Source organism: Cognatundibacterium curvum, from assembly GCF_014284235.1.
In the GTDB taxonomy this organism is placed as follows: domain Bacteria; phylum Pseudomonadota; class Gammaproteobacteria; order Burkholderiales; family Burkholderiaceae_D; genus Undibacterium; species Undibacterium curvum.
This window is the reverse complement of sequence record NZ_JACOGD010000009.1, coordinates 108,228-128,006: the sequence shown is the minus strand read 5'-3', so window position 1 is coordinate 128,006 and position 19,779 is coordinate 108,228. Positions and strand designations below refer to the sequence as shown.

At 52.4% G+C, this 19,779-nt stretch carries 14 protein-coding genes; 8 read left to right on the top strand and 6 right to left on the bottom strand.

The features are described 5' to 3' along the window. Positions 1-94: 94 nt before the first annotated feature. A complete protein-coding gene (locus tag H8K43_RS16550) occupies positions 95-553 on the bottom strand; it encodes an outer membrane lipoprotein (protein ID WP_186904866.1) in 459 nt (152 codons plus the stop codon). A gap of 240 nt (positions 554-793) precedes the next feature. On the opposite strand from H8K43_RS16550, the gene H8K43_RS16545 reads away from it, so the two are divergent. From H8K43_RS16545 to H8K43_RS16530, 4 genes are all read left to right on the top strand, one after another. Then, positions 794-1,303, top strand: coding sequence for a DNA-deoxyinosine glycosylase (locus tag H8K43_RS16545; RefSeq protein WP_186904865.1), 510 nt, complete (start codon positions 794-796; stop codon positions 1,301-1,303). Positions 1,304-1,398: 95 nt separating this feature from the next. Further along, entirely contained in the window at positions 1,399-2,214 is an 816-nt protein-coding gene (locus tag H8K43_RS16540; RefSeq protein ID WP_186904864.1) for a spermine/spermidine synthase domain-containing protein, read from the top strand. Between the two features lie 31 nt (positions 2,215-2,245). Next, entirely contained in the window at positions 2,246-4,027 is a 1,782-nt protein-coding gene (tfpB, locus tag H8K43_RS16535; protein WP_186904863.1) for a type IV pilus assembly ATPase TfpB, read from the top strand. A 24-nt stretch (positions 4,028-4,051) separates the two neighbouring features. Further along, positions 4,052-6,742: a CHASE domain-containing protein gene (locus H8K43_RS16530; protein ID WP_186904862.1), complete on the top strand. Its 2,691-nt coding sequence runs from the start codon at positions 4,052-4,054 to the stop codon at positions 6,740-6,742. Between the two features lie 20 nt (positions 6,743-6,762). On the opposite strand, the gene H8K43_RS16525 is transcribed toward H8K43_RS16530, so the two are convergent. Further along, the gene (locus tag H8K43_RS16525; RefSeq protein ID WP_186904861.1) at positions 6,763-7,656 is read right to left on the bottom strand and encodes an SDR family oxidoreductase; all 894 of its coding nucleotides are present in this window, start codon (positions 7,654-7,656) and stop codon (positions 6,763-6,765) included. Between the two features lie 12 nt (positions 7,657-7,668). Here H8K43_RS16525 and H8K43_RS16520 point away from each other — a divergent pair, with 12 nt between their 5' ends. Then, positions 7,669-8,694, top strand: a complete 1,026-nt coding sequence (locus H8K43_RS16520) for a CDP-6-deoxy-delta-3,4-glucoseen reductase (protein WP_186904860.1) — start codon at positions 7,669-7,671, stop codon at positions 8,692-8,694. A gap of 291 nt (positions 8,695-8,985) precedes the next feature. After that, entirely contained in the window at positions 8,986-10,176 is a 1,191-nt protein-coding gene (locus H8K43_RS16515) for an acetylornithine transaminase (RefSeq protein WP_186904859.1), read from the top strand. Positions 10,177-10,590: 414 nt separating this feature from the next. Here the strand turns inward: H8K43_RS16515 and H8K43_RS16510 are convergent, their stop codons facing one another. The 3 genes from H8K43_RS16510 to H8K43_RS16500 all read right to left on the bottom strand — a co-directional run bounded on the left by H8K43_RS16510 (position 10,591) and on the right by H8K43_RS16500 (position 14,322). Then, positions 10,591-11,469 (bottom strand): polymorphic toxin-type HINT domain-containing protein, encoded by an 879-nt coding sequence (locus H8K43_RS16510; protein WP_186904858.1) that lies wholly within the window; start codon positions 11,467-11,469, stop codon positions 10,591-10,593. Between the two features lie 103 nt (positions 11,470-11,572). After that, a complete protein-coding gene (locus H8K43_RS16505; protein ID WP_186904857.1) occupies positions 11,573-12,268 on the bottom strand; it encodes a hypothetical protein in 696 nt (231 codons plus the stop codon). Between the two features lie 317 nt (positions 12,269-12,585). Continuing rightward, complete coding sequence (locus H8K43_RS16500) at positions 12,586-14,322, bottom strand: glycoside hydrolase family 44 protein (protein WP_186904856.1); 1,737 nt, start codon at positions 14,320-14,322, stop codon at positions 12,586-12,588. Positions 14,323-14,557: 235 nt separating this feature from the next. On the opposite strand from H8K43_RS16500, the gene H8K43_RS16495 reads away from it, so the two are divergent. Both H8K43_RS16495 and H8K43_RS16490 read left to right on the top strand, forming a co-directional pair. After that, a complete protein-coding gene (locus tag H8K43_RS16495) occupies positions 14,558-17,875 on the top strand; it encodes a S41 family peptidase (RefSeq protein ID WP_186904855.1) in 3,318 nt (1,105 codons plus the stop codon). Between the two features lie 191 nt (positions 17,876-18,066). Next, positions 18,067-18,561, top strand: a complete 495-nt coding sequence (locus H8K43_RS16490) for a cupin domain-containing protein (RefSeq protein ID WP_186904854.1) — start codon at positions 18,067-18,069, stop codon at positions 18,559-18,561. 299 nt (positions 18,562-18,860) lie between these two features. On the opposite strand, the gene H8K43_RS16485 is transcribed toward H8K43_RS16490, so the two are convergent. Then, a complete protein-coding gene (locus tag H8K43_RS16485) occupies positions 18,861-19,685 on the bottom strand; it encodes a DUF2189 domain-containing protein (RefSeq protein WP_186904853.1) in 825 nt (274 codons plus the stop codon). Between the last annotated feature and the right edge of the window lie 94 nt (positions 19,686-19,779).

The window sequence follows — 19,779 nt, the reverse complement described above, 5'->3', positions numbered from 1 at the left end:
TACGAATAACAATAAACAGGGAAAAGACAAAAAACAGCCGCTCGCTGTTTTTTGTCAGAACCTCAGTCAACACCTCAAACTACCAGAACGGAATTCAGTGGGTGACGCGGGTGGTACGTCCATTAGATAACAAACGCACGCGCTCACCAGCACGGAAAAATTCGTCAGCCTCCTGAACAATAGCCTTCATTTCCCCATTGTCCAGACGTACCGTAATTTCCAGGCCACGTTTCTGGTTCATATTGCCTTCAACTTTCTGACCGATCAGCCCGCCAGCAATCGCTCCGACAATACCCGCAGCGACAGCACCGTTACCACCACCGATACTGGAACCGGCAGCAATACCGCCTAAAGCCGCACCGGCAGCAGTACCAACACCACTCTGGCCTTTTTCTATCATCACTTCACGCACTGACTCAACCACGCCCATGCGTACGCTTTGTTCATTCTGGGTCTGGCTCGCACGATAGACACTGCCGGAGTTAGATGGGCTCGCACAGGCGCTCAATAAAGCAACCGAAGTAATCAAACTCAGGGCAACAAATTTTTTCATCACGCACTCCTTTTATCCGTTTCATTAACATCACGCTGTTCACTCTGTTACAACGTAGAGTATCGCGCTCACGTTGACAGCATAGGTGACTCCCGCAGCATACATCTAATGAATTCGCGATAGTCTTAAATTTTCAGCCCTGGCGTACCATCGCACTTTACTGCGCTGATTTGTCTATAAAATACCCAGTGGCAAGCTTTCGCCCTAAGCTAGATTTCCCCCGTAATCGCAAACACTGAAATGACATCTGTCCAATCTGAGCTGCAAGGCTTTCCGCCCCTGATTAATGCACAAACGCATACCATGATATTGGGCAGCTTTCCTGGTATCGCTTCACTGCAAGCGAAGCAATATTATGCCCATCCACAAAATCAATTCTGGCGTCTGCTGTCAGCAATGCTCAATCAGGATCTGCGTGCTCTGCCCTACCAGCAAAGGACAGATTCCTTACTGGCACATGGCATAGGCTTGTGGGATATCTACGCATCTTGCTACCGTGAAGGCAGCCTTGACAGCGCGATACGTATGGGTCAGCTGAACGATTTTTCTGCGCTGCAGGATAAATTCCCAAGTCTGCAAAGGATAGGCTTCAACGGGAAAGTTGCGGCAAAGATTCAAGCTCATTTCCAGCAACAAGGTTTTCGGACCCTGATCCTGCCCTCTTCTTCCCCAGCCAACGCCAGCTGGAGCTTTGAGAAGAAGCTATTGATATGGCAGCAATTATTACGTTTTGATGCACAATTTTCCTGACTTGCTGTCTGCTTCTGGCACAATGTATAACAAGAATTCCCTGCAACAACTTGCAGTGTGAACAAAGCAACACAGGAACACATCTTATTACCCATATGTTAATTAAAAGAAAATCAATCGAAGCAGAAGCCAATCTGCGCTCAGGCCCCAAAGCAGCGATAAAGAAAGCGCCCCGTAAACCCAGGTATGCACCAGTCACCTTATCGGAACTGGATGGGGTGCGTTTTCTGCACTTTGGTACAGAATGGGTGCAGGGTGCAATGCGAATACGTAAGCCAGATGCGATAGAACTCGAATATGCGCAGCAAATGATGACGTGGATGCTATTCAACAAGGCGCCTGTCCATGTTGCCCAACTTGGGCTGGGTACCGGCGCACTGACTAAATTCTGTTATCGCCAGTTTCCTGAACTACAGGTGACAGCCGTAGAACTCAACCCGGCTGTGATCAGCATTTGTGAAAGCATGTTCAAGCTGCCGGCCAATGATGAGCGTCTGCAAGTGCTGGAAATGGATGCGCTCGATTTTGTGAATGACAGCAATAACCACGCTTGCTTTGATGCCTTACAAGTCGATCTGTATGACGCGACGGCAAAAGGTCCCGTTCTTGATACAGCTGAGTTTTACCAGGCTTGCGCTGCCTGCCTGAAAGATGACGGCATCCTGACGGTCAATTTATTTGGTGAGCACCCTAGTTATAAACGGAATTTGAAAGCCTTGCGTTTCGCCTTTGATAGCGTCATGTGCCTGCCTGAAGTCCATGATGGTAACGTGGTCGCTATCGCATTCAAACAAAAGCCAGAGCTGGACTTCACCGCACTGTATGAGCGTGCCAATGAGATCAAAGCACAGACTAAATTACCAGCGAAATCCTGGGTGAATGGTCTGAAAGCAGCGACGGATCCGGATTAAGACCGGCTAACCACTGAAACCGCAAACAGTCATGAAAACGAATCCGGAACGGCAGCTGAATTTGCAGCAGATTTTTACCTGGTTGATGGCAGATGGCCTGATACAGAAAGAAGATGCCAAGCAAAAGTTCAATGAGGCGCAAGGCATACTGAAAAATGCGCCATCTGCCATGCATGCGCTGACCGCTGCTGCACAGTGCAAAATTGTATCTGCGAAAGCGCCGCATGCCTTGCTGACGCTGGACTGGCTGACGGAATGGACCGCCCGTAAAGTCCACCTGCCGTTTTACCGGATAGATCCGCTGAAGATAGATTTCACGTCGGTCTCAGAAGTGATGTCGGCTACCTATGCCACCCGTTTCAATATCTTGCCGGTAGAGTTATCCGGCAATACCGTGGTGGTCGCGACCACAGATCCTTACAATCGTGAATGGCAGGATGAAATCGCCAGGATTTCGCGCAAAGACATTCGTCTGGTGTTTGCCAATCCACTCGATATTTCTCAATACATAGGCCAGTTTTTTTCACTCGCCAAGTCGATTAAAGACGCACGTAAATCGAATGGCAATGACCTGGGCTTACGTCAGAATCTGGAACAGCTGGTCGAGCTGGGCAAATCCAATAAGCAAGTAGATGCCAATGACCAGCACATCATCAATATCGTAGACTGGCTGTGGCAATTTGCGTTTGATCAGCGCGCCTCGGATATCCATCTGGAGCCCAAACGTGATATGGCGGTAATCCGCTTCCGGATTGATGGCGTGCTGCATCAGGTATATCAGGTACCGGCAACGGTCATGATCGCGATGATAGCGCGTATCAAATTACTGGGTCGTATCGATGTGATAGAAAAACGCCGTCCGCAAGATGGCCGCATCAAAACCCGCACCGCCGCCGGGCAGGAAGTCGAATTGCGTTTATCGACTTTACCTACTGTGTTCGGTGAAAAAATGGTGATGCGTATTTTTGATCCGGAAGTGGTGGTCAAAACCTTGCCGGAACTGGGCTTTCCGCTGGAAGATGCGAAACGCTGGGATCATCTGACGGCTAAACCGCACGGCATTATCTTAGTCACGGGACCAACCGGATCGGGTAAAACCACCACCTTATACACCACGCTGAAGGCTCTCGCGACGCCGGACGTCAATGTCTGTACGGTCGAAGATCCTATAGAAATGGTGGAAGGCAGTTTCAATCAAATGCAGGTGCAGTCTGCGCTGGATCTCGATTTCTCAGATGGCATACGGGCGCTGATGCGTCAGGACCCGGACATCATCATGGTCGGTGAGATACGCGATCTGAAAACAGCGGAAATGGCAGTCCAGGCTGCGCTGACCGGCCATTTGGTTCTGTCTACGCTGCATACCAATGACGCGCCTTCAGCCATCATGCGGCTGCTGGAGCTGGGTGTACCCTACTATCTGCTGGAAGCCACCATCATAGGCATACTGGCGCAACGTCTGGTGCGCACCCTGTGCGTACACTGTAAAGCGCCGGATGGCAGCATCACGGATCCGGTCTGGAGTTCACTGAGCGAGGAATGGGCGCTGCAAAAACCGGCGACCATATATCGTCCGGTAGGCTGTCCGGAATGTCGTCAGACCGGCTATTTAGGCCGAACTGGTTTATATGAGCTATTGACAGTCACCTTGCCCTTCAGCAAACTGATCACTGAACATGCGGATATTCATGCACTGCGTCAACAAAGCATACGCGATGGCATGAAGCCCTTACGCATCGCCGGAGCTGAAAAAATTATAGAAGGACTTACAACTGCGGAGGAAGTCCTGAAAGTGACTTCATCACTTGTCTAACCGCTGCTGTCTGAACAGATTGCTATGCCCAAGTCATCGTCCCAGCCAATACTAGTGCCGCTCTTGCTGGCAACAGCAGTGTATCTGGCTGCGGGCAGACTGGGTATGTTGCTGGCGATTCCACCTGGTTATTCAAGTGCGCTGTTCCCAGCGGCAGGGATTGCGTTTGGACTGGTGCTGTCATTTGGCGAACGTATGTTACCGGCTATCTTTGCCGGACAAGTCCTGTTTCATCTGTCTATGGGTCTGAGCCAGAGCGCGGGACTCAGTATAGATACGGTATCGCTGGCGCTGATACTGGCGGCGATCGCTGTGTTTCAGGCGGCAGCGGCGCAGCGCATGATAAGGCATACGCTAAAGGACAGGCTGGTACTGGACAGCAACCGCGACATTTTTTATTTCTTCCTGTGTACCGTTGTCGTTTCACTCATCAGCAGTGCAATGGGTGTGACTGCACTGCGTCTGATGGGGCGCCTGAGTGGTGCGGAATCCGATAGCAGCTGGCTGGTGTGGTGGGTGGGTGATGTACTGGGTGTGATTACTACCACGCCTCTGGTGTTGGTGCTGTTTGCACGCCCCGCCGCCCTGTGGCGCTCGCGCCGCTTCAATGTACTGGTCCCGCTCAGTCTGTGTCTGCTGGTCGTGCTGGTCGCTTTTCTGTTCATCCGCGATCGCGAAACTCAAAAACAACAATTGGAATTCCGGCTGGAAGCCCAGCGTATGAGCCAGAACATACAAAACAGGCTCAACAGCAATGCGGACGTCATGGACAACATAGAGCGCTTGTTTTCCAGCTCCAAGCATGTGGAACGTGAGGAATTTGCGACATTTGTACAACACGCACTCAGAGGAAATCCTGCGATCGGTTTGCTGACCTGGGTACCACTGGTCAGGCATGCACAAAAATCAGAGTTTGAGCGCAGCGTCGCGTCGGAAGGCTATCCTACATTTCGACTGACTGAAAAAGATGAAAACGAGCGTTACCACCCTGTCAGGGACAGGGATGAGTATTTCCCCATGCGTTATCTGCAGCCTTATAACAGCCCGCCTGATCTGGCTGGTTTTGACCTTGGCTCTGTGACGCGACACCGTAACGCGATTGAGGATGCGCGTGACACCAATCAAATCACCGCGACCGATCCTATGCTCGATGAACGTGGTCAAAAAGTAGTCATGCTATATGTGCCTATTTATTTGCGTGGGCATGCCATCTCTACCCCGGCCGAACGGCGCGAAGCCTTTGATGGCGTTGCGGCCGGCATGTTCCGGGTCGCCGACATGATCCAGGAAACACTGAGCCCGCAAGAAAAAAACGATATGCTGATCAAATTCTATGATCTGTCTTATCCGGTATCAAACGGGGTATTCATCGACACCATCGTCACATCCGATCCGGCTTTTCAGTTTCAGTCCACCATCCATTTCGGCGGCAAACAATATGCATTCCTGGTGCAAGCATCTCAACTGTACTGGAAGACACACATCTCCTGGGTGACCTGGAGTGCGATGGTAGGCGGGTTGCTGTTCACCGGCCTGTTCGGCGCCTATCTGCTCATGACCAGCGCTCATACCTATAATGTAGAAACCCTGGTGAAGCAAAGAACAGCGGAATTACATGAAAGCGAAGAACGCCTGAGTTCGATACTGGATCATGCGGCCGAGGGCATACTGACCTGTAATACTGCCGGGCTGATACAGTCAGCCAACCCCTCTGCGGAAGCCTTATTTCATTTTCCACCCGGTAGCCTGAAGGGACGTCAGTTATTCAGTCTGTTCCCGGAAGAATGCGCGCAAAAGACGCTGCATCAGCATATCGATGCAATCACCAATACCGACAGTACCTCAACCATGCCTAAGGCGAACCGGGTTGAAATCCGCGCCAGACAACGTTCTGGCGATGATATTCCGCTGGAGCTGGCGATGACGCGGGTCAGCCTGGGCACCCAGACTTTGCTGGTCATCATCCTGCATGATCTGAGCGAAATCAAACGCGCAGATAAATTAAAAAGTGAGTTCGTATCGGCGGTGTCGCATGAATTGCGTACCCCCTTAACCTCGATACGTGGCGCACTTGGTTTGCTTAAGGGCGTGGTAGCCCCAAACATTCCTGAGCAGGCCCAAAAATTACTGGATATGGCCAATGACAACGCGGTCAGGCTGACCTCGCTGATCAACGATATTCTGGATTTTGAAAAACTGGAATATGGCGGCATGCAGTTTCATGCAGAAGACCAGATCGTGCAGCAACTGGTCAATCAGTCTATCGAAGCCAATCTGGGCTATGCCGAGAATTTCCATGTGAACCTGGAACTGGCACAACAACAATTACCCGACTTGTGGGTGCATGTGGATGCCCAGCGTTTTGTACAGGTACTATCTAATTTACTGTCGAACGCGATTAAATTTTCCGGACAAAGAGCCAGGGTTGATGTGCGCCTGTCAGTGCGTGGTGAATGGGTTAAGGTGGAAGTGCAGGATTATGGTATCGGTATTTCGGATGACTTCAAATCCAGTATTTTCCAGAAGTTCACTCAGGCAGAAGCCACCTCAGCCCGTAAATATGCAGGTACCGGCCTGGGGCTGAGTCTGAGTAAAACAATGATAGAAAAAATGGGCGGAAAAATTGGCTTTAAGAGCGAAGAAGGACATGGCTCTTTGTTTTACCTCTTACTGCCGCTGATACCGCCGCCGGATCAGCGTACTCCCAAGGCGTAAACGCGGAAACTCAACACGGCTCATGTCAGTGCAGCGCTGGCTGCAGCCACACCGGCCTGCACATCCGGATAGCGCAAACGCATCCCCAGTTCACGCTGAATACGCTGATTGTCCAGACGCCGCGATTCCGACATAAAACTCAGTTGTACTGGCGAGACCTGCTGCATCAGTTCAGCACGCGTCAATCTTGGTGCTCTTGGCAAGCCGAACTGATCGGCCACTAAGTCAAAGTAGTCCGCCATTTTCAAATCGCTGTCATCCACCGCATGATACACACGGGAGGGTTTGGCACGGAACAATGCGAGGCATATCAAACTGGCCAGATCATCGGCATGGATATGATTGGTGTACACATCTTCTGCCGCAGTCAGTGCGGGCGAGCCCTTACGCAAACGTTCCAGCGGCAAGCGGTCTGCCGCATAGATGCCAGGCACACGCAGGATGGAGAGCCGGGACTGCGAAGCGCGCGCCCAATCCCGCAGCAGGTTTTCAGCCGCAACCCGGCGTATCGCGCGCGCATTCTGCGGCGCTACCGGACGGCATTCATCAAACTCAGCGCCACCACAATCACCATAGACGCCGGTGGTGCTGACATAAACAAGGCGGCACTTGTCAGGTAAAATGGCGGCCAGATTCCGGGTGCGGCTATCCATTTCGCCTTCCGCTTTGGGTGGTGCCAGGTGCACCAGCCACTGTGCCAGCCCTTTGAGGCGGCGCAAACTGGCGGGCTGATCCAGATTACCAATCACAGGTATAGCACCGGCAGCACGCAATTCAGCTGCCCGCGCTGGCTGGCTGGTCAGCGCAAATACACGGAAACGTTCGCGCAGCAGCGGCAACAGCCGCATGCCGACATCGCCACACCCGATAATGAGCAAGCGTGGCTTGCCGATTTTTTTAAACTGTTTTTTCATGCACAGGATTGTATGACTTTTCAAGTAACCGTGACCCCGAGTGGTCGTCAATTTAGCTGCGAAGCAGATGAAACCGTACTCAATGCCGCACTGCGTGCTGGCCTCATCCTGCCTTATGGTTGTAAAAATGGTGCCTGTGGCTCCTGCAAAGGTAAGGTCAGCAGCGGCAGCGTGGTTCATGGCAATCACCAGCAACGCGCGCTGCCTGATACCGAAGAAGCCGCTGGCATGACGCTGTTCTGCTGCGCCAAACCACAAAGCGATCTGACCATAGAAGCGCGTGAAATTGTGAGCGATGGCGAGTATCCGGTCAAGAAACTGCCGACCCGCGTCGCACGTCTGGAAAAACTGTCGCACGATGTGATGCTGGTGGCGCTGCAATTGCCTGCCAATGAAAAACTCAATTATCGCGCCGGTCAGTATATTGAATTCCTGCTGCGTGACGGCAAACGCCGCAGCTATAGTATGGCCAATGCGCCGCATGATGCTGAACAGATCACGCTGCATATCCGTCACATGCCAGGTGGCGTGTTCACCGACCAGGTATTCAGCAGCATGAAAGAGCGCGACATCCTGCGCTTTGAAGGCCCGCAAGGCAGCTTCTTCCTGCGTGAAGACAGTGACAAACCGATTATCCTGCTGGCATCCGGCACCGGTTTCGCACCGATCAAAGCCCTGATGGAACAACTGATCCACACCGGTTCGACCCGCCCGGTCAGCCTGTACTGGGGCGGCCGTCGTCCGGCCGATCTGTACATGGATGCGCTGTGCCAGGAATGGGCTGCCAGGCTGCCGCATTTCCGCTACATCCCAGTCATCTCTGATGCGCAGACAGAAGACAACTGGACCGGCCGCAGCGGCTTTGTACATCAGGCGGTGATCGCCGATGTGGCTGATATGTCGGGCTATCAGGTCTATGCCTGCGGTGCACCGGTGGTGGTGGAATCTGCGAAACGTGATTTCAGTGCGCAATGCCAGTTGCCCGCCGATGAGTTCTATGCCGACTCGTTTACCTCAGAAGCGGATCTGGCTGGCTGAGTGCAGGAAACAGGTACACAGAAAAAATGCTGAAATGGGTGGAAATTTATTTTGACGCAGTGCGCAAAAAGTCCTACTATCCGTTTTATGAAAATTTCTGCTGACATGTCCTCACCAAATATCGTGCGACGTCGCCGCTCGTTCTGCGAGCCTGGGCGGATGTGTTAGTGTACCTGCGCGTCAAATGAGCGTGCAGCACCAGACCAAAGCCACAGGCCATCCCTGTGGCTTTTTGTTTTTCTGTTCATATTTAATTTTTTATCCACCCTTGCTTGATCACAGGAGTCCAGAATGGAATTCAGTCAGTACAACGTAAATTCTCTGATGTACATCACGCCGCGCCCGGAAATCGTTTTTACTGAAGGCAGCGGCATGTGGCTGACCGATCATACCGGCAAACGCTATCTGGACTATCTGCAAGGCTGGGCGGTGAACTGCCTGGGTCACAGCCCGGCGGTGATACACGAAGCCCTGGTCAGCCAGTCTAAAAAACTGCTGAATCCTTCACCGGCTTTCTACAATGCGCCTATGGTGGAACTGGCGACCATGCTGACTCAGCAATCCTGCTTTGACCGCGTATTCTTCACCAACAGCGGTGCCGAAGCCAATGAAGGCGCAATCAAACTGGCGCGTAAATGGGGCCAGCTGAATAAAAACGGCGCATTTGAAATCATCACTTTTGATCATGGTTTCCACGGTCGCACCCTGGCGACCATGTCGGCCTCTGGCAAACCGGGCTGGGACACTCTGTTCGCACCGCAAGTGTCGGGCTTCCCGAAAGCAGATCTGAATGACATCGCTTCAGTTGAAAAACTGATCAGCGATAAAACCGTCGCCGTCATGCTGGAACCGGTACAAGGCGAAGGCGGTGTGATACCGGCCAGCCGCGAATTCATGCAGCAATTGCGCGCCTTAACCCAGAAGCACGGCATCCTGCTGATCGTGGATGAAGTACAGACTGGCATGGGACGCACCGGCGAATTGTTTGGCTATCAGTTGTCCGGTATCGAACCAGACATTATGACCCTGGCGAAAGGCATAGGCGGCGGCGTTCCACTCGGCGCACTGCTGTGCCGCGAAGCAGTCGCCTGCTTCGTACCGGGCGATCAGGGCGGCACCTACAATGGCGCGCCACTGATGACAGCGGTTGGTATCGCCGTGCTGAAAGAATTGACCAAACCGGGCTTCCTGGACGAAGTCAAACAAAAAGCCGCCTACCTGAGCGCGGAACTGATCAAACTGTCGGAAGAATTTGGCCTGCAAGGCGAACGCGGCGAAGGCTTGCTGCGCGCGCTGAAACTGGGCGATAACATCGGCGCAGAAATCGTGGAAAAAGCCCGCAATCTGGAACCGGTCGGCCTGCTGCTGAACTCCCCTCGCCCTGACCTGCTGCGCTTCATGCCAGCCCTGAACGTAACCCGCGAAGAACTGGACCTGATGCTGAGCAGCCTCAAAGGCATACTGCGCGACATCAAAGGCTGATCACACGGATAGTTTCAGAACAGGCAGCGTCACCGTAACGACGCCTGCCCTGTGCGCCAAACAAACTAGCCATGCACCCGCATGGCTAGTTTGCTTTTCAGACCTGGCGAACACCGCAATACCCTGCCCGATTGCCCGCATTCATCGCCTGCATCAGGCTCACGACTATGCAAAAATCGTCATTTTCTATTTTCGGATAACCAGACTTTCTTTAGTCAATTACCAGATCACTATGCTGAATACCGCATTTAGGATGTTTTTGGGTGATTTTTGTGCTCTCGGTTTCTGTTTGCGTAGCCTGATTGAAGTTGGCGGCAGCAAGGCTGGTAACACGGTAAAGGGCAATCCCCTGGCGCATACGGTGCAATAGATGCATTCCCTTACGCCTGACCAATTAATCACTTGTTGACGAGATCAGTACGGATTTTTAATCATCGCCTCAGACAATACCTCACCGGCTTTGACTTCAACCTGTAAGCCGCCGCAATTGGTGTTATGCACCCAAATACCAATTCTACCAACGTAGTAAGTATGAAAATCTTCGACTTCCAAGTTATAGACCGGTAGCTTCAGATATGGGTAATTGGTCTCACTTCGCTCAGCTTCTTCCAGTGCATTTTGTGTGTATAGAGGATGCTCTTCTTCTAGTGCTTGGATTCTTTCGATCGCCATAACATAGTCGGCGACTAGTTTATCATTTATGTAGTCCCATTGTATCCCGGGTCGTGAGAGGTCTCCCAAGTGCGCCGGCACCCAGCCCACACCCTCTACGTCACTGGCATAAATATTATTATTTCCCAAACACCGCGTATTGCTACCGTCGACCAATTCAAACTGCGACCGAAGTGGAAATTTATCGGCTGCGGTCCAGCCTTCTCCAACCAACCAAAACGGATGGTTTAATGTTGATACAACTCTTACAATTTCATTTTGGGTACCAGGAATTTTCCCATAAACCTCTATCACCGAGGTCGGCGCATGCGCGAAGGTTTTCAACACACGCTTGTAAGCCTGCTCACCACCATTTTCAGGTTTAGACAATACCCAATCACCGACCTTGATTTTCTCAATGGCTACCAAGCCTTCTTTGGTGTGTACCAAGGTACCTGCAGCGAAACAGGCTTCTGAACATTCCTCGCGATACCGTTGGGTGGCTTCCGTGATGGTTTTGCTTGTTGCGTTTGGCACGGTAAAAATAAGTTTCTCCTTAATGCAGACCTGTGTTTCGCCTGTAATTGTTGTTACCTTGCTTTTGTAGGGATGAGTGTCCAGACCCGCTTTGATCTCTTCCATCCATTTGAAATCACGAGGGATAGTTTGAACGCCTTAAACTGCAATTCCCTGCCCGATACGGCGCAACAGATGCATTCCATTGCAGCCTGCAAATCATTCCGTCTTATAGCCTTGCTGCGTTGGTGTCCAGCATGATTTGCGCGGTGGTAGCTGTGTCTGTGTTTTCGCTGACAGAATTGTCAATAAGATGTTTGAATTGAACTGGCAAGAACCGTAAAAAATAAGGGTTCGAAGTTGATAATGAACTAAACGTCATGCTTTCGCATTTTTGAGGATTTGCACCTACATCCTCAACGACTGCCAAGTTAAATTTGACTTTGATTGTTACCGGTTTTCCAGACCTAGCAAAGGTATCGAAGCCAATTGTAAAACTGTCTTGACCCACATATTCGGCGTCGGCTTTGTATGAAACCAGAAAATGTGTTTTATCACTATCCGTTTGGTAAACCACACCATGTTTTGGTTGGCTAACTATATATAATTTTGAATTATCTATAAATCTCTGAGGAACATCAAAATCACCTATTTTCGCATTCCACTTATATCCGAGCGCTGTAAGTGCCGCCCCTCCAACAACAAAGTTATTTACTGCAGAGCCCACATGATAATCCTGATTGCCCACATCCCGACAAGTCTCCATCAGATTGGGATCCTGCACTTTAGCTGTAGATAACAGCACAATATGCTCTCGTGCGAATTGTACGTAAGGGACTTCTGCTATAAATACCATTTCCATCTCTCCGTCTATAAATTGATTAGCGTAGTCAAGCAAGGATGCCACGTCATTAATTGAAGGCACAGGAATCTGATTCTGTGTGACGCAAGAAGCTGCAATCCTCTGCCCGACACAACGCAACAGATGCATTCCATTACGCTGTGCAGTTATCTTTATTTACACATTCGTCAAACTAAGACTGTATAACGACTATGGACAAATCGCTATGCTGAACTCCGCATTTGATGGCAATTTTGTACGGTTTGGCTGCTTCTGAAGCTTTTTGTGTTGCCCGGCCGCTGCGGCAAGAAAGCCGGTGACAAAAAAAACCGCCCGCCGTTGCCGGTGAGCGGTTTGTTAGTGAGTACCGGACTATCCGCCCGGAATTGCCGGGACCGGGATCAGGGCTTCAGCACATAGTGCATCACTGAATAGCCGGGCAGGCTGGTGCTGAAATTATTTTGTGTGATCGTGGCCTGTACATTGCGTGCAGTGACTTGTGGGCCGCTGGCATCCACACCCCAGGCCTGTACATAGTTAAACAGCACAGGATTTTTAATTTGCACGCTGGCGGTGATCGGCGTCGCCAGGCGGTTGATCGCGATGATGTGCAAGGTGTTCGGGTCGGTGGCGCTGACGGCGGCATAGACAGTGCCATTGCCATTGTTGGTCGACACGGCTTTAACCGAGACTTCAGGGAACACGGACTTATTCCCGTCGTAGTTGCGGAATAATTTAAACGCCGCGCCGATATAGCCTTCTACATCGCCAAAATAATTCGCCAGATACACGCCTTGCTTACCGAACGCACCCAGTGCATCCGCCTGTGCCACAGCACCGGTGACATCATCACGTCCACCGAAGTCATACTCCGTCACAGCCAGTTTGGTGCCCGGATAAAAGTCAGCCACGGATTTCTGCAACTTAGGCAGTAAGGCGATGCCACGGCCATCGGTAAAGCCATAACCAGGCTGTGTGATCCAGGTCGGTTCCACATACTGCGCATCCCACAGACTGCGGGAGGCCTGTACCCGGGTCGCCTGATCATACGAGGCTTGCGGATAGTAGTGGAAGGAGAAGGCATCCAGCAAACGTTTACCGGCAGCGGCCGAGGCCTGACGCATTTTATCCAGATAGACATTGGCAAAAGTCATGCCGTTGTAGCGATAGCGGTCACCGGTGTTTTTCGAGATATACGGCTCCACATTATATTGTCCCCAATCGGCGGGCTGACGTGCCTGCGCGCCATCCCATACTGACCACAGACTGAATAAACCCAGGTAGCCACTGACTGCCGGACCGAAGGTTTTAGCACTCGGATCTACCCGTTTGATGGTAGTTGCGAGGTCCAGATTCTTTTGCACCACGTCAGCAACGGTGCTCAGCTGCGGATACAGGCGCTCGTGGGTACCGTTACCAAATTGCGAAGGCCACAAATGCCAGAGGTCAGGCTCATTATCCAGCTCATAGCCTTTCAGGCCTTTCGCAGCCGAACTCTTACCGTATTTCTTGATGATGAAGTTCAGCTCTTCATCGATGTACACCACATTGTCGTTCAGATTTGGTGTCAGGCTCAGCGCACCGGCACTGGCTGGTTTGTCGTTGACAATGGTCAGCCAGCGATTGGTATCAGCGTTCGATGCGCCGGGCGCATCCTGCCACAGCGGCCAGCCATTGCAATTACCCGGCGGGTTCATATTGACTATGTTCTTAGGCAATTTGCCTGCTGCTGGCAATTGCAGCAAAGAGAAGGTATTCAAGGCTAACGACTGATCATGAAAGCTCTTAATCGCCGCGCCTGGCGCATAGTAGGCAAGACCAGCGGTCTGACTTGGATTACCGGCGCCGCTGGAATAGCTGACACCCGCATTCGACGAGTGACACCAGTCTGCGCCGGAATTGCTGACGCCGTTTTCCCAGTTATAGCTGGTCATATTATTGCCGCCCATACGACGGGAGGTCAGGTTCAGGCTTTCCAGATTCGCACGTCCGCCATGCGCATCCCAGCCAGCGCGACCACTGCCGTCGGCATAGGCATTAAAGCCATAAATCAGCGGGCTGATCGCTTTACGTTCGGCCTGGGTATCAATGGTAAAAGTGACATTCTGAGCGTAAGAAACGGAAATTTCCGTGGACATCCCTAGAATTGCCAGAACTTTCATCAAATCAGATGGTCTCATCTCACTCTCCGGTTAGCTGCTAATTTCCACATGGAAACTCTTTGCATTCGGAGGACGTTATAAACACCAAGTTTCTCTGCATCAACTTTTATTACACTTCGGTAACACTTCTTACCTTATCTGTAAAAAGTCCCGGGTCTTGTTGCAACTTGAAGATGTTTTTTTGTCAGTCATACCAACCATTACAACGACTATGAAATTGTCCAACATCGCACTTACTCTCGCCCTCAGCGGTCTGGTCAGCAGTGCTGTCGCTGCCCCCGGCTATTACCGCTTCCCTACCGTCCATGCAGATACCGTGGTGTTCACGGCAGAAGGCGATTTATGGAAGGTTGGCTTGCAAGGCGGTCAGGCGCAGCGTCTGACTACCCATCCGGCAGCGGAAATCCAGCCAGCCGTATCCAAAGATGGCATGTGGCTGGCATTTGCCGCTTCCTATGAAGGCGCGACTGAGGCGTATGTCATGCCTTTGCAGGGTGGCCTGCCTAAGCGCATCAGCTTTGATAACGATGTGGTGCATGTACTGGGCTGGACCGCGCAGGGTGAAGTCTTGATCAGTACGCTCAACAGTACCGGCCCTAACGCACACCGCGTGATTGCGGCGGTCAATCCAAAAACACAGGAACGCCGGATTTTCCCGGTTGCCGATGCCAATGAGGCGGTGCTGGATGACAGCGGCCGTTATCTGTATTTCACCCGCTTTGGTCTGCAAATGACCAATGACAATGCCAAACATTACCGTGGCGGTGCAATCGCCCAGTTATGGCGTTTTGATCTGCAAAGCAAACAGGAAGCCGTCCGTCTGGCCGGTAATGAAAACAGTAATAACCGTCGCCCGATGTGGTGGCAAGGCCGCCTGTATTTTGTCAGCGACCGTAACGGCGCATTCAATGTGTGGAGCGCCAATCCGGATGGCAGCGATGCCAAGGCACTCACCAGCCATCAGGACTGGGATGTACGCAGCGCCAGCCTGGGCGATGGCAAAATCGTGTATCAGCTGGGTGCGGACCTGCATGTATTCGACCTCAGCGCCAAGGCCGACCGCACAGTTAATATCGATCTGGTGTCGGATTTTGATCAGCAAAGAAAACGCCTGATCCGTGCACCGCTGGATTATCTGACCGATACCGAATTGGCTGGCAAGTCAGAAAAACTGATGTTCACCGCGCGTGGCAAAGTCACTATTGCCGGACTCGGCAATCAGCGCCGCATCGATCTGGCAATACCGGAACAGGCACGCGCACGCGCCGCCGTGTTCTCGCATGATGATCAGTCTGTATTCGCCATCGTTGATACCACCGGTGAAAACGAAATCTGGAAATTTCCGGCCAATGGCATCGGTAAAGCCGAGCAACTGACCAAAGACAGCGACTTCCACCGCTTGCAAATTTTCCCTGCACCGGATGGCAAACATCTGGCGCACACCGATAAGCGCGGGCGCTTATGGCTGCTCGATCTGAACACCAGACAGAATCAGCTGATCGATGATGCAGGCAAAGCAGGTGCCGGTAATCATGCAGAAATCGTCTGGTCACCGGACTCAAAAACCCTGGCGATCGTGCGTTCTGCAACCAGCATTAAACGCAATCAGATCGCCTTATATGCGCTCGATACCCGTCAGCTGCATTTCGTCACCAGCGACCGCTTTGAATCGCAATCGCCGGTATTTTCGCCAGATGGACAATGGCTGTATTTCCTGTCTGAGCGTAACTTCCAGGTAGCAAACCGTTCCCCCTGGGGTGACCGTAATATGGGCCCGGCCTTCGACAAACGCACAGGCATATATGCACTGGCACTGCAGGCGAAAAACCGTTTTGCATTCAAAGCAGATGATGAGCTGAACAAGTCCGCCCCGAAAGCAGAAGAAAAAGCGGAACCGAAAGCGGCAGACAGCGAAAAAAGCGCCGAGAAAACCGGCAGCGACAAAAACACCGACAAAGCCGCAGCCAAACCTGCGGGGCGTGCTGCAATTCCTGCGATTGAATACGCAGGTCTGGCAGACCGGCTGTATCAGGTTCCTGTCAGTGCGGGTAACTACCATCAGCTGGCAGTCGATGACAAACGCTTATATGTACTCGAGCGTGAAACCGATGATCGCTCCAGCCTGAAAACCATCGCCTTCAGCAAACAGGGCGCAACCGCAGAAGTCTACGCCAGCGGCATCCGTCAGTATGATTTGTCGGCGGATAAAAAGCGTATTATGTTGCGCAATAGCGCAGGTGAATTCCTGATCGTCGATGCCGGTGCAAAAATCCCGAATGACATCAGCAAAGCCAAAGTCAGCGTGCAGGACTGGAGCTTCCCATCCGATCCTAAGCTGGAATGGAAGCAAATGCTGGGCGACGCCTGGCGTATGCATCGCGACTACCTGTTCGACACTCAGATGCGCGGCGTCAACTGGCTCAAGGTACGCGACAAATATACGCCGCTGGCAGAGCGTGTGACTGACCGTGCCGAACTCAATGACCTGCTGGCACAAATGGTCAGCGAAGTCGGCACCCTGCACTCACAATTCCGCCCCGGTGACTTGCGCCGCGCAGCCAGCGAAGGCACTCCGGCCTCACTCGGCGCAGTATTGAGCCGCAATGCGCAAGGCTACCAGATAGAACACATCTACCGCAGCGAACCGGATTTGCCGAATGAGCGCTCGCCCTTAGATCGCCCTGACGTGAATATCAAAGAAGGCGATGTGATCCTGGCAGTGAATGGTCAGAGCACGAAAGAAGCACGCGATATTTCTGACCTGCTGTTGAATCAGGCCGACAAGCAAGTGTTATTGCAAGTCCAGCGTGGTAACCAGGCGCCGCATCAGGTGATCGTGCATCCGGTCAGCATGATGAAGCATGCCAATCTGCGTTACAGCGACTGGGAACAAAGCCGTGCAGCGCGGGTACAACAAGCTTCGAATGGCAAGATAGGCTATCTGCATCTGCGTGCGATGGGAGCGCAGGACATCGATGCATTTGCGCGCGAGTTTTATGCCAATGTGGAACGTGATGGCCTGATCATCGATGTGCGCCGTAATCGTGGCGGCAATATCGACAGCTGGATCATAGAAAAACTCTTGCGTAAAACCTGGGCCTTCTGGTCACGTGCCGGTACCTCGCCTTACACCAATATGCAGCAGACTTTCCGAGGTCATCTGGTGGTGCTGGTGGATGAGTTGACTTACTCGGATGGTGAGACATTTGCGGCCGGTATCAAGGCACTCAAGCTCGGCCCGCTGGTAGGTAAACGCACTGCCGGTGCCGGAGTCTGGCTGTCCGACAATAATGCATTGCTGGATGGCGGCATGATACGTGCCGCTGAAACTGCACAGTTCAGCATGGATGGCCAGTGGCTGGTGGAAGGCACAGGCGTGGCACCGGATGTGGAAGTGGAAAACCTGCCACATGCCACCTTCAAAGGCCAGGATCAGCAACTGGAAACAGCCATCCGCATGCTGAGCGACAAACTCAAAGAGCAGCCCGTTAAAGCTTTGCAGCCGCAAGCGATACCACCGCTGAAGTAAACCTGCTGCCAGAAGCTAAGTCTGCATCAGCAACAAGCCCGGTCATTGCGCTGACCGGGCTTTTTTCTTATCTGCTGCCTTGGATCAGTTGCGCAGCTTCTCAAGCGCGGATGCGGCGAAAAAAAATCGCATATCATATGCAAATCTGCACCATCAACACTGACCAAATTCGTCCCATGAGGAGCACAAGTATGTCTACACCAGCAAACCAGCCATCCGGCTTACCCTTGGCAATTGTCGCCGACAGTGCGCCTTTGCGTACCGTCAAATCGCTGTACCCGGAACAGTTTTCTCTGTTAATGGAGGGCCGCAGCAAGCAGCCCTTAGGAACGCTGTTTGGCTTAAATCAGTTTGGCGTGAATCTGACGCGGCTGGCACCGGGTGCGATATCGGCCTTACGTCACGCTCACTCACTGCAGGATGAATTCATCTACATCATCAGCGGTCATCCCAGTTTGAAAACGGATGAAGGCCTGACCCAACTGGCACCGGGTATGTGCGCAGGCTTTCAGGCTGGCAGCGGTAATGCGCATCAGCTGATTAATCTGACTGAACAGGATGTGGTGTATCTGGAAGTGGGTGACCGCAGTGCCGGAGATCAGGTCAGTTATCCCGACGATGATTTACAGGCGACGATGATAGATGGTCAGTGGCGCTTCAGCCACAAGGACGGCAGCCCTTACTGAGGCTGCCTGCACGAATCCGGAGTGGGTGTAACTAGGGCCTGTTAACCTTTAAATTGCGAGATGCGTTCAAACCAAAACGTGGGCTGGCAAGGCGTGTGTCGCAGTCAGGGCTGGTGCCCCTGACAAGACACGCAACGCAGTCCAGCACGCGTTTTGGCTTGAACCCGGAGGGAAAGGAGTAAAACAGCCGCATGGCGTTGTTGCATCCCGCTGACAGTGATCACACTGCTGCGCGGGCTGCGCCTAGCCCTGCAACTGTTTTACCCCTTTCGCACACGTAATTTAAAGGTTAACAGGCCCTAGCTGCGGTCACCGGGGTGACCAACCACATCCTTGTAGGCGTGCCAGGTCGCATGGCCGATGACGGGTATCAGGATGATCAGCCCCAGATTCCAGCTCATCATGCCGATCACCACGGCCGCCACGATGCATAGTCCCCAGAACAGGCAGGCCGGTACATTGATGAACAGCGAGACGCAGCTGATAATCATGGCGGTAATCGCATCGGTGTCGCGGTCCAGCATCAGCGGTATCGAGACCCAGGAAATCGCAAATACGATGCTGGCGAATACCGCGCCTATGCAGGCATAGACCAGCACAAATTCCAGGTGGTCGAGCGAGAATAATTGGCTCAGAAAGCTTTGCATGCTGGGCATGCCCTTGTTATAGAACAGCGCAAAAATCACCAGCGAGGCGCGCGCCCAGACCATCATGATAACGGCCAATACCAGCGCCAGTACGCCGATATTGCTCCAGCGGCCACGCATAGAAAACACACTGCCGAGCAAGCCTGAACGCTGATTTTCCATACGGCGGCTGATGTCGTATAAACCCAGCGCCAGCAAGGGACCGATCAGTAAAAATCCACAGCTGAGTGCCGATACATATTCGGGTGCATTGTGCAGCACCAGCTTCAGCACCATGCCCATGAGCGCGAAGCAAATGCCGTAGAAAATGCTGGTGGCACCCGAGGCACGAAAATCCTGCCAGCCAGCTTGTAACCAACGTAGCGCCCTGAACATCCCGACCCGGCGCACGGGCGGGAACGGAGACTCTTTATCGATGATAGTACGAATATCCGGCGGCGCGCTGTCGCCGCCTCTGCCCTGTGCCTGGTCGCTCATGCTGTCTCCTGTTTTTCCGTATGGAAATGCACATTTTTGTAGCAACAATACTAAGGTGATCAGCGCGCTTTAGCAATCAGGAATGTTGCAAATT